Consider the following 11567-nt stretch of genomic DNA (forward strand, 5'->3'; position numbering starts at 1 on the left):
TATTCGTCCACGAATTTGACTGTTGGTGCGGCTGGACGGGGCTGTACCATACTCTGTGTCTTGGTTCTAGCATTTGTACTCTATTATACTATTGCCAGAGTGACAAAATAGGGATAAGCGTCGTTGGCTTATTAATTGGCTTTTTGCTCTGTCTGCTGATATTTGTGCCATTGATCATTAACATGGCATTAGATCCGTTCAGATATCCAGATCATATTGTCATGAGTGCGATCGCTGCGGTGATTTTTGGTGCAATACTCTGGCTGGGGCAGTGGCTAATCCTGCGACAGACTGAGATGACACCAAGAATTTTTGCGCTGATCAATACGGTAGTTGGAATTTCCGTCTTCTCTGTGCTGGTATGGTTTAACCAAAAAAGTTTGCAGTGGAGCGGTGGGCCGATTGAAGGCTGGAAAACCGGACTCATCTTTCTAGCGGGTGGTACAGTTACCGGAGCGGCGACGGGTAAAGCATTAGATTTTTACTGTGGACGAGTTGAGCAACGATTAATCAGACTTGAGAGTGAAAGGATAGAACAAGAAACCCAAGAACGAGAAAGGCTTTTGAAAGAAAGAATTGAGAAGGAGAAATTAGAGCAAGAACGCCTAGAAGCAGAGATGGCAGAGCGGAAAAGGATACAGCGAGAGGCGGCTATTAAAGAAGAACGTCTGTGGTATGAGCAGCATGGGAAGGATTATGCAGATTATGAATACGAGGAAGAGGAGGAGGAAGATCAAGGTGAGGAGGAGTAAGCTTCTTAACTATGAATGAAGAAGATTTTAGCTATCAAGATTTTAAAAAAGTGGCCGACCTATGGCTGGAAAAAAATAAATAGCAGCAAGCAAAAGATTCTTCTGAGGCAGCCAACGTGATCTTGGATCAGCAATACGAAGCATTCTTTGCTGAATATCAAAAAGCGGTTACTCAAGGAGATTTACGCAGGCTCAAAGAGATTACACAACAATTGCAGTTTTTATTAATGGTGCGGCAACAGAACTCATGATGCTATTACTACATCGTTAGGGGTCAAGTAGGGTACAAAATTTAAATGTTTGAAATGTACCCTATACATCAGCTATATGGGGTATATATAGGTGCTAGAACTTGATAAATTTTTAAAACTATATTTGGGGTACATATAGCACCTATATGGGGTATATGTGCCTTATCGTTTAAATTTTGAAATCTTTTCATTAACCCGTAACCCAATAAAGAGACGAGGACGTTATCAGCTTCTAACTTAATCCTGCTACTAATGGTGAAATAGCGATTGACGCTGCTGTGATTTAGGTTGGCGTATCTCATCCTATCTTCAGTACTTACGGAATCTATATATTCTTTGACTACATTGTTTACTTGTTAAGTTAATGCTTTATTACAATGTTGCATTGTTGAAATGTTGCATTAATGTTTTATCTATACAATAATTTAACAAATCTAGCCTAGTAGTCTGGCAACCCAAAATTGTTGGGTTAGGGCTGGGAAAAGGGTTCATTTTAAAGGGTGAGGGGTTAAAATCTTTCCCTTTCCCCCTTATCCAATAAATAGCCAATTCACGAAAGCGTAATACTAGTGGTAAAAAAAGATATTCTTTATGAGCAAAAAGTTATGCATCTAAGGAGCAGTCTAAATATTCGTTGTATTTCCTAAGCAATGTGATTTTGTTAGCTTGTTGTATTACTACTTTGTTTATGTGGTAGTTTGTTGCATTGTTATTTTGTTGCATTAACACTACAGTATGAATAAAATATTTTATACCGTATGACAGACAATCTGGGTTAGCTCTATAAAAGCTGTACTGTTTGCTAGAAAGGGGTTATGCAGTTGTCTGGCAACCTAAATTATTAGTTCTATCTACTTAAATGGTGTAATTTTGTTAACTTGTCCTATTATTGCCTTGTTTATATAATGGTTTGTTGTATTGTTGTTTTGTTGCATTAGTGTTTAGTTGCATTAATTATTAAATTGTTGTAAATGGTACTGATTTTGAGAAAAGGAGGTTTAGGTGTTAATAATCACTGCTGCATCACTTGCTGGAGGACAGGGCAAAACTACTAGCTCCTTTTTCTTAGCTAGAGCTTTAGCTAAAAAAAAGTACAAGGTTTTAATGGTTGACGCAGACCCTCAATCAAGCTTGACCTTTTATTTAGGGCATGAGGTAGAACTTAATCAACCTACTCTGTTGGAGGTTTTAAAAAAACAGGTCAGTATTTTTGATGGTATTTACGAATCGAATTATTCAAATCTATGGCTAATTCCTTCAGATGATGGGTTAGAGACTATTCAAGATTATTTGTCCACTACAGCGATGGGTGAACTGGTTTTGAAAAAGCGATTGAAAGAGGTATCTGATACATTTGACGTTTGCTTGGTCGATTCTCCACCACAGCGAACTCAAATTTGTTTAACTACAGTAGTTGCAGCTGACGAGTTATTAATACCAGTCGAAGCCTCATCAAAAGGACTACACTCTCTAATGCGTACTTTGAATTTGGTAGAAGAACTCAAATCTGTAGATGCTTTTGAAGGAGCGATTCTAGGAATTTTACCCTTTCGTGACAGGTGGGTGGGCCGTACCCAAGCCAAACGCAGTGAAGCAAGTATCCAGGATATGCATGAGGTTGGACAAGGGCTTGATGTATTTCCTTCTATTTTAGAAAGTGAACGATACAAACAGGCGATTGACACTGGACGAACTTTAGAAGAACTAGGTCACTCTAATTTGGAGTTGCCTTTTAACAAACTTATTGAGGTACTAGAAAGAAAATGGTTGAAGAACAAGAACAACCCCTTGACGCAAACAGTAGGTTAAAAGCCCGTGTTCGAGCTACTGTTCCTCCAAGAGAAACTTCGCTTTTCAGAAAGCAAGCTGACGAGAATTTGGCAGTTAATGATAATTTGACAACAGATGATGACTTATCATTAGACCAAAGAGAAGAAAAATTAGAAGAAGTAATCCAAGCTGAAAATCCCAAGCCTACGCTAGGAACTGAGGCTCCTCAAAACCTCGTATCCTTCACTTTACGGGTTGAAGATACTGTAGATAAAGGATTAAAATATCTTTGTACGAATGAGAGTATTACTAAAGAAACTTTTTTAGAAGCTGCTTTTTTAGCTTGTTCACAAAACGAGCAGATGATGCAACAGGTTTTAGAAATAGCTAAAGCTCGTCGCCAGTTACGCAGGAGCGCTGGAATTCTCCGTCGGGCTGAAAGCATGACGAAATATTTACCAGGTAATTTAACTTGATCGCGGTAAGCCGTTGTCAGTTTACCGCATAACTTACTTAAACCCCCACCACTTGTTAAACCGTTTAATCCTGCTCTATGCTCCAAGGAATTTGCAGTGTAAAGGTGATCCACTTCTGCTCGCTAGATACAATAATGGTGCTTTGGAGTTTTTCCACTCGCTTACGAAGCAATGCCAGCCCCAATCCTGTTCCTTTATGCTTCCAAGAGTTATGACTGGGAATGCGGTAGAATTTATCGAAGAGATGAGAAAGTTCATCTGTCGAAATTTCTACACCAGAATTGCTCACGCTTAATCGCAAAGCTGACGGTGTGGCACGTAGTAATACTGCAATAGTTTCGTTGGCAGGAGTATATTTGTAGGCATTGTTGAATAGCTCCACCAGAATACCCTCTAATTGGAAGAAATCAGTAGTTAAGGCAGGTATTTCAGTCGGAATATCTATGTGCAGTTGTTGCTGCTGAGTACGAAATCGTTCTTCAAAAGGTTCAAGAATCTGAAGAATCCATGCACTAAGATTGTTGGTAGTCAGCATTAATGGTTCGGTGTTGATATCAAGACGAGTTAAATCCAGCAGGTCATTAATCAGACTCATTTCTCGCTGGCACTCATCTCGTAAAATTCGCAGATAGCGAGTGGCACTACTGTGTTTAGCTTCAAGTGTCTGTGATTGTTTCAAAATACCTTCTAACATCTCAATCGCCATTCTCATGTTAGTCATGGGTGTGCGTAACTCATGTGAAACTGTACTTACGAAATCATCTTTGAGATGATTTAATCGTTCAAGTTCCTCAATTTGCTGTTGAGATGCCTGATAAAAACGCGCTTGACGAATAGCAAAAGCACATTGATTTGCGACCTGTTGCACCAGCCCGATTTCTAGCTCATTAAAGGCATCCGTTTTCTGTTTGAATAGCCAGAGGTCTCCTAAAATGGCTTGATTATCAATAATCGGGCAAGCCAAAATTGCCAACGGCTTGGGAACCGTGCTGACATCTATTTCACAGAATTGGAAATGCTCACCTTGCAGAAGCTGACGGTACACTTCAGGGAAAGCGTTCATGAAAACTACTTGACCAACAGATGAAAGTGACGAGGCAATAGTTTCATATTCAGAGATTGTGTATTGATAACGGACAGTGGAAGTGGCAAATTCGAGGTTATAGGAAGCTGTATGGCAGCAGATTGTACCTAGCACCAGGGTTAATTCCTGCACAACCACTTGCAATATCTGACTTTCGTCCAGACTGTTGCGAATTTGCTCAGTGATCCGTTTGAGTCTTACTTCAAAGTCCAGTGCTTGCTGCAACTGAACGATTCGCTCTTGTACCTGGCGTTCAAGCTCCATATTGAGACGTTCTAATGGGAGACCACAAAAAAAAGATACCACCCGTCATAATTACCCAGATCCACGCTAGACAACGAATAAACTCGAAACACGGCTAGTATTTTCTTCAAGGCTTCTGTCTAAAAGCAGCTTCGCCTGCTTGCGCTCGGTGATGTCATGTAAGATTAAAGGCAAAATCAAATAACCTTGACTCAATTTTTGGGAAGTTTATCTGTATAATTTGATACTAACAAAATTTATTTCAACTCCATCTCCGGGTAATTACGTATTTTTGGTTAAAATAGTAAGTTAAGGTCTACCACTGTAATCAAGCAAGGCATTGTGCAATACCCATGCCATTAGCGTGCCATAATGGGAGCCAGTTTTAACCCTAATTCTCAATAGTCATAATTAGTTGAGAAATGAATTTTCACTCCTTCCATTGGTTTGCCATTGGCGTGCCATAAATTTGCCATAATGGAAGCCAATTTTTGACAATACATAAATTTGCCATAATGAGAGCCAGCGCTTTTGTGTTGTATTTTTTATCACTAGTAAACTTTACATCAAGCCATGCTTTATCTGCCTAAAGGTGTTCACCAGATAGAAGAAAAAATTCAGTAATGAAGAGTATTGTTTTGAAAACAAGATTAAGCCATTTTTTATCTAGTTTTAAAATAAGTCCTACATCTGTTTAGCAACGTCAAGTAATTTCTTTACACCAGTAGAAGAAAGAGAAAAAATATTTTGCACTGAACTGGTTCAATGCGGTGTGTCGTATGAAAAAGCGGTTCTTGCCACTAAAATTTTAGCTTCTGGTCAGGCAGATGAGCTTTTATCTTCATCAGAGATAAAAGTTGTCAAAGATGCCTGTGAAAAGTGGTTTGTACAGAATAAGCCCTATAAACGTTGAAGCTTATACACTCGTTTTGGGTTAGGCAACTCAGAATAATTAGAACGCTGAAGCTGGTGTAAGTTCGTAGACGCGTGTCAATCACAAAAGAGCAAATTTCAACAAGAGCCATGAGGTATTAGCTCTAGTAAAACCCCTTTGAATCGCCTATTACACGTTCTAGCCCATACGTGAAACTGCATATATTGATGTGATGATGTTTTAACTCATCTTGCTCCCTAATTGCATGACAGTCTCTCTAGCTTTACCTGGATTTCAACATTTCTGGTTGAAATCCCAACGCTTTTATTTTGTATTTTTTATCACTAGAAAACTTTACATGAAACCATGCCTTATCTGCCTGGACTTGTTCATTAGATAGAAGAAGAAGTTTGGCAACGAAGAGTATTATTTTGAAAACAAAACTCAGCAATGTTTTTATAGTTGATTCACAAACTACAGGCTTTTTTCTAACTTAAAGGAAATAATGAGCAAGATTAATCGAGAGAATTCTCCTAAACATATTTTAGTTTGTGATGATATTGAACCATTTGTTAAAATCATGAAACTTGCTTTAGAATCAGAAGGTTATAAGGTGTCAACTGCAAATAGGGGGTCGGAAGCCATTGAAAAAATTCAGATGAAAAAACCTAATTTACTAATTACAAATTTAATGATGCCAGATATGAGTGGTTGGGATGTAATTAATTATGTTCGGCAAAATTTAAAACTAAATACTCTACCGATTTTGATTGTATCAGCCACTAATGAAGAACACTTTCTTAACAATGAAATAGCTGGATTTCTTTGTAAGCCAGTTAAACTTGATGTATTTGTCAAAAAAGTCAAATCAATTTTATCGTTAAGTTAATTGATTTGATCCGGGTGTGAATAGCAAGCACGGGAAGGGTTGTGGAGAAAGTGGAAAAGTTTCAGAGTCGATGCAGGAATAGATGTCTTCACTCAGACTATTATTAAAGATGGATTGGGCGCAACAAGCTGTAAAAGAAGCGCTGTGGATGCGGTCAGAGGCACTGCGGATGCGCGATGCTTTCTGATGGCCTGTCGAGTCGAGTTCAGTTGATGAAGAGTATGTACTCTACTCTGCACTAGAACCAAATCCCAATTTCTCGCAGACTAGGTATTGAGCCATGATGAACGAGGTGAAATTTTTCGAGTGGCAGTCAACCGAAACCAGTTAGGTGAACTTGAGTATCCCTGTTTTGTCACTTTGGGAGAAACCAATCACTGAAAACCTTTGGGAGCTTAAATTTCCATATTTGAACTATAAACCTCATTTACTGTTAGAAAATAAAGGTTCAAAGCTTGACTCAATAAAAGTTTCAGAATTAAGCTTTGATTATTGTTTTCCGAGAGTGACAAAACAGGGTTAATTAATAAATTACCCCTTATGTTGCTAATTCCCTCATTACCAAGCTGGTCAAGCTCTTGGCAATCGCCTCTGGTGTCAGAACAAAATCTATTTTCCCGGTGTCAATAGCAGATGAAGGCATATCGAAGTACTCCGAAGTAGTTTCATCTTGAGCAATCGTTGTGCCGCCATATTTTTTCATTGCTATCACTCCTAAAGCACCATCTCTGCCAAACCCACTTAGAACAACAGCAATCGCCCGCATTCCGTAATTAAGTCCTACCGACATGAATAGTTTATCCACTGAGGGGCGAACAAAGTTCATCTTTGGCGACTCTAACAGAGACAGCTTACCGTTAGCACCGACTACTATATGCCGATTTGGAACATAAGTATAAACAGTCCCTGGACGCATTATCTCCCCTGATTTTGCCTGCTCTACCCGCAACGCTGTATGGCGGCTGAGGATATGTGCCAGACGACTAGGGTAGAGAGGATTCATGTGCTGAACTACAATAATCGCCGCCGGGAAATCTGCGGGTATTGCCGACAAAATTTCGATGATTGGCTTTTGCCCACCTGTAGAAGCTCCGATCGCCACTATGTTATAGGCAATATTGGGGAAGTGTGACAGAATTCGGTGTCGTTGTTGTAACGCCATTTTTTTCTTTGCGAATGTTTAGCGCTCAGTAGCGATCGTCTAATTAGTGCTATGGCAGTCTAACAAGTTACCTGCTATGTTAGCTAACTAACACATAATTATTGTATGTTATTTAAACAACAAATATAAGTTGTTGACAATAGATAAACCTTTTGCTATATGTTCTTGATTGCTGTCGGTTATTTAATAGAGATAAGACTGGCTTAAACAGCTTCGTGCTATCTCTGTTTCAAAAATCCTGCACTTGTGAAAAACCAACTTTTAGCTGCTCTACCCTCTAAGGAATACTCTCGTCTTGTTGCTTATATGGAGGTTGTGCCGCTAGAGTTCAAACAACACCTTTACCTACGTAACCAACCAATTGAGTATGTCTATTTCCTCAACTATGGCGTAGCCTCTATGCTCACCGTTCTGACAGACGGTTCGGCAATCGAAGTGGCTACGGTGGGCAATGAAGGAATGGTGGGTCTTCCAGTATTCCTGGGAGCCGATAGGATTCCGGGCGAGTGTTTTATACAAGTCCCTGGCTATGGATTGAGGATGAGAGTAGATGCATTTAAAACTCATGTCACTGCGAGTAGTCGGTTGCACGATCTGCTCCAACGATACACGCAAGGGCTGTTTAATCAAATCGCCCAATCAGCTGCGTGTAACCGCCTGCACTCAATAGAAGAGCGATTGTGCCGTTGGCTGCTGATGACTGCCGATCGAGTAGAAACAAACTCTTTTCCACTCACTCAAGAATTTCTCAGCAAAATGCTAGGTGTGAATCGCTCCAGTGTTAGCCTTAGTGCCTCTGTTCTTCAGAGGGCGGGGCTAATCAGCTATGTTCGCGGGCAAATGACTATCCTTGACCGCGATGGTCTAGAAGCTACCACCTGCGAGTGTTACCAAGTCGTCAAAGCGGAGTTTGAGCGTTTAGTCAACGGTAATTAAAGTCATTGGCTCCATCCTCAAAGTATGAGCCGACAACCACAGAGTATTTATTATATTCTGAATAAATAAGCTAGCCTAATACCAATTTAATATGAAGCTGCATAGAAAAGAGCTTCTAGAATAAAGTTATAAGAAGAGACAGAAATTACTTGCTCAAATGTAAGTTGGTCGAATATCTCTTGGATGCGTTCGCGTAAAGCTTGTAAAGAAGAGAAAAGTTGATTTTTGAGAGGTTTCTTGAGGAGTTGCCAAAGCCTTTCAATGGGATTGAGTTCAGGGGCTGATGGTGGTTGAAACAGAGGAATGATATTTTCTGGCCAACAAATTGCTGAACTGGTATGAGCGGGTGCTTTGTCAACCTGTAAAATAGCGTAATCCGAACCTAATTGTTGAGATAGCCAGTCCAAGAACTGTTGAAAACACTCGCCATCCAGTTTTGGGTACTCGTAATGTTGTGGTCTCCAGTTAATGGTTCAATTGCACCATAAATCCAAAAGTTGTCCCGTGGCCATATCACCTTAACGGTGGGCTTGACTCCGGAAGCTGTAATCACTTTGCCTGTAAGAGTTTTGAGTCCAACCCTTGTTTCATCCTGACACAAGTAGCGAACACACTTGCCAGGTGCGAGATGTTCTTCTAGACAGTTGAGAATGGTGCCGAGTTTTTTTTAAACTCAGATACCAATTTCTCGTCTTGTTTATGGCTTTGAGGGCGTGGGACTTTCAGCTTTGCTCCTAATCGATATCTCACCCACGCATAAACAGTTGCATATTCAACATCTTGCCCATGTTCTTGTTTCAACCATTCAACTATTGCACCATAGCTGGCAAACCCTTTCCCTGTTTTTAACTCCTCTGAGAGTGCTGCGATCGCAGCATCATCGATTTTCCGTTTTGCTCCTGGCGCTTTCTTGATTTCTAATAAGCCTGACATCCCATCAGTTCTGTACTTCTGCAACCATCTCGTGACTGTTGAAGTATCTTTTGCCAAGCGTTTTCCGATTTCTTGCTGCTCCTTAACTTGCCCGCTTTTTATCCACCACAGCATAATAAGCTTTTCTTTCTGGGTTCCTAAATTCGCTGTTTGTAAACGTTTTTTAAGTTCTTCTTCGCTCTCTGTGATTTCAATCTTAAAAGGGCGGCTCATGGTTATTTTAATTTATTGAGTTTGTTTTCTCTATTATATGCAGCCTCATATAAAATTGGTATAAGTAAGAAAATCTGCTGCCGTGCCGTGAAAGTGGCGATTCATTTGGGCTTGAACAGTTTTCGTGTTCAGGGGGCGGTTCTCAAGTAGTGTTTTCAAAAGCTCTTGACCAACACTTAATATTGATTGCCCATAATCTAATACTGTTTGGAAGTCGAACAGAAAACCTTGGGTGAAAAGTTGCTGTACCATTGCATCACTCACAATATTCTTTTTTCACTTTTGCTATGGCGAAGCCTTTCTCTTATTAATAAATGAGGCAATTACCAAGAAGGAGAAAAGGAAAAAGGGAAAGGGGGAAAAGGCACAGAACTTACAATTTTTCCCCACAAGGTATAAAGCCCCTATCTTAATTGTGAAGAACAAAAAAAGAAGATTTTTGAGACATGTAGTGCAAGAACTTAGCAGCGTTTTTATTTGAAATAAGAGCTTTTAAGTTACTGGTTCCCTTTCCCCTTTCCCCTTCTTCATTAGCCTCATTTGAGCTTTTAAACTTTCAGACATTTATTCTTCGGTGATCAGCCGAAGGTTAAAAAGCGAATTAGCCAGCTTTACGCGGTCTACCTGGCTTGCGCTTGCCTGAAGACTTTACATCAGCCTTTTTAGTTTTCGGTGACTTGTTGGCAGAATTGTTAGCTTTATTGGAACGAGTAGTACGTTTTGGTTGTGATGAAATCTCTTTAACTGGAGGCAGTAATCTCAATGTAGGGAATGAGATAATAACTGCTTCATTACTGGTACAATGAATGACTTCATCCTCTACCATCCAAGGATCTGGCAATTTTTCAAAAGTCCGAGCTTGTGGTGTGATTACTTCTGATACTGATGGGATTGTAGAAGCGGCTATATTTCCATTGCTAACCGAAACCACATTACTAGCGTAAGCAGCCGATACAAATAGTCCATTAATGAACTGGAACATAACGAGAGTAACGAATGCCCAAAAGATGGCTACGATTGCCAAGGTGAGTAGAGATTGGATATCCATGATTTTTTTCTCAACTAAATATTTGTAATTTTCAATTGATTTACGCAAAGCGTTTTTAAGGCTTGTTCAAATGCGAAGCGAATTTGAACACATCCTCTCTTCAAGAGAGGACTTCACTCAAAATTTAGCGTAGCGTCTCTTTTTATTAACTGAGCCAAAGTTCTTCGTTTTCACAAAACAAAACAGTTTTTACTATTTACCTTGTTAAAATTTTCGAGTATTATGTATACAAATTTATTTACCAATATAAATAATAATTTAAGTTTTTGATAAAGATTTGGTTTACTAGCTATTCCTTGAGATAAAATATGTAAGAATTCCGCACCCAGCAGTCAGAAGCAAAATATATAAGGAGTTTATTAAGACTAGGATATTTATTTATCAAGTCTTTATTTGATTCTTTAACTATTCAGAATAGTTGGATTATTACTCTTGAATTCTTACTAAAATATTTTACTCAACGAAAAATAAAAGTATTCGTCACAATTAATTGAAAGTATGTCCAGTTCAACTCCTGACTTAGTTCGCTCCTACCTTCAAGAAATCGGACGTTATCCTCTGCTAACTCCTGAGCAAGAAGTTACATTGGGGAGACTTGTGCAACAGATGATGGCAATTGAACAGCAGCGGCAAGCGATCGCACTCCAACTAAACCGACAACCAACTGCAAGAGAATTAGCCGCTTCACTTGGGCAAAGCGAAGCTGAAGTACAATCAATCCTTCAACAAGGTCAACGCGCCAAAGAAAAAATGGTGACAGCTAACTTGCGGCTGGTAGTATCTATTGCTAAAAAATATCAAAACCGCAATTTGGAATTTCTATATTTGATCCAAGAAGGAGCAATAGGTTTACAAAGGGGTATAGAAAAGTTTGATCCCAACCGAGGTTATAAATTATCAACCTACGCCTACTGGTGGATTAGCCAAGCAATAACC

General features: G+C 39.5%; 14 protein-coding genes. 7 read left to right on the top strand and 7 right to left on the bottom strand.

What is annotated here, in order from left to right; genetic code table 11:
- The 4 genes from H6G97_RS36530 to H6G97_RS36540 all read left to right on the top strand — a co-directional run.
- On the top strand, positions 1–752 hold a 752-nt coding region (locus H6G97_RS36530; RefSeq protein ID WP_206759143.1), incomplete at its 5' end, for a hypothetical protein.
- Positions 753–874: 122 nt separating this feature from the next.
- Positions 875–1003, top strand: coding sequence for a hypothetical protein (locus H6G97_RS54990; protein ID WP_277883386.1), 129 nt, complete (start codon positions 875–877; stop codon positions 1001–1003).
- A 1002-nt stretch (positions 1004–2005) separates the two neighbouring features.
- Positions 2006–2812 carry an AAA family ATPase gene (locus H6G97_RS36535; protein ID WP_190945548.1) on the top strand — a complete coding sequence of 269 codons (807 nt, stop codon included), beginning with the start codon at positions 2006–2008 and terminating at the stop codon, positions 2810–2812.
- Positions 2767–3249 carry a carboxysome distribution maintenance protein McdB gene (locus H6G97_RS36540; RefSeq protein ID WP_190945550.1) on the top strand — a complete coding sequence of 161 codons (483 nt, stop codon included), beginning with the start codon at positions 2767–2769 and terminating at the stop codon, positions 3247–3249. Before H6G97_RS36535 ends, H6G97_RS36540 begins: the two co-directional genes overlap by 46 nt.
- Before the next feature lie 64 nt (positions 3250–3313).
- Here H6G97_RS36540 and H6G97_RS36545 read toward each other — a convergent pair whose 3' ends face one another.
- Entirely contained in the window at positions 3314–4597 is a 1284-nt protein-coding gene (locus H6G97_RS36545; protein WP_190945552.1) for a GAF domain-containing sensor histidine kinase, read from the bottom strand.
- 1358 nt (positions 4598–5955) lie between these two features.
- On the opposite strand from H6G97_RS36545, the gene H6G97_RS36550 reads away from it, so the two are divergent.
- Positions 5956–6339, top strand: a complete 384-nt coding sequence (locus H6G97_RS36550) for a response regulator (RefSeq protein ID WP_190945554.1) — start codon at positions 5956–5958, stop codon at positions 6337–6339.
- Positions 6340–6877: 538 nt separating this feature from the next.
- Here the strand turns inward: H6G97_RS36550 and H6G97_RS36555 are convergent.
- Positions 6878–7501: a chemotaxis protein CheB gene (locus tag H6G97_RS36555; RefSeq protein WP_190945556.1), complete on the bottom strand. Its 624-nt coding sequence runs from the start codon at positions 7499–7501 to the stop codon at positions 6878–6880.
- Positions 7502–7747: 246 nt separating this feature from the next.
- Here H6G97_RS36555 and H6G97_RS36560 point away from each other — a divergent pair, with 246 nt between their 5' ends.
- Positions 7748–8437, top strand: coding sequence for a Crp/Fnr family transcriptional regulator (locus H6G97_RS36560; RefSeq protein WP_338421920.1), 690 nt, complete (start codon positions 7748–7750; stop codon positions 8435–8437).
- A gap of 86 nt (positions 8438–8523) precedes the next feature.
- On the opposite strand, the gene H6G97_RS36565 is transcribed toward H6G97_RS36560, so the two are convergent.
- The 5 genes from H6G97_RS36565 to H6G97_RS36580 all read right to left on the bottom strand — a co-directional run bounded on the left by H6G97_RS36565 (position 8524) and on the right by H6G97_RS36580 (position 10631).
- The gene (locus tag H6G97_RS36565) at positions 8524–8844 is read right to left on the bottom strand and encodes a transposase (RefSeq protein WP_190945558.1); all 321 of its coding nucleotides are present in this window, start codon (positions 8842–8844) and stop codon (positions 8524–8526) included.
- The gene (locus tag H6G97_RS51945; protein WP_206759144.1) at positions 8820–8990 is read right to left on the bottom strand and encodes a hypothetical protein; all 171 of its coding nucleotides are present in this window, start codon (positions 8988–8990) and stop codon (positions 8820–8822) included. The genes H6G97_RS36565 and H6G97_RS51945 overlap by 25 nt, the downstream gene beginning before the upstream one ends.
- Positions 8991–9073: 83 nt before the next feature.
- Complete coding sequence (locus tag H6G97_RS36570) at positions 9074–9583, bottom strand: helix-turn-helix domain-containing protein (RefSeq protein WP_190945560.1); 510 nt, start codon at positions 9581–9583, stop codon at positions 9074–9076.
- Positions 9584–9628: 45 nt separating this feature from the next.
- Positions 9629–9835: a hypothetical protein gene (locus tag H6G97_RS36575; RefSeq protein ID WP_190945562.1), complete on the bottom strand. Its 207-nt coding sequence runs from the start codon at positions 9833–9835 to the stop codon at positions 9629–9631.
- A gap of 349 nt (positions 9836–10184) precedes the next feature.
- Positions 10185–10631 carry a hypothetical protein gene (locus tag H6G97_RS36580; protein WP_190945564.1) on the bottom strand — a complete coding sequence of 149 codons (447 nt, stop codon included), beginning with the start codon at positions 10629–10631 and terminating at the stop codon, positions 10185–10187.
- A gap of 498 nt (positions 10632–11129) precedes the next feature.
- Between H6G97_RS36580 and H6G97_RS36585 the strand changes: the two genes are divergently transcribed.
- Positions 11130–11567 (top strand): sigma-70 family RNA polymerase sigma factor (locus tag H6G97_RS36585; protein WP_190945566.1); only part of this gene is annotated, 438 nt, incomplete at its 3' end.

The organism is Nostoc flagelliforme FACHB-838, assembly GCF_014698065.1.
Lineage (GTDB): Bacteria > Cyanobacteriota > Cyanobacteriia > Cyanobacteriales > Nostocaceae > Nostoc > Nostoc flagelliforme_B.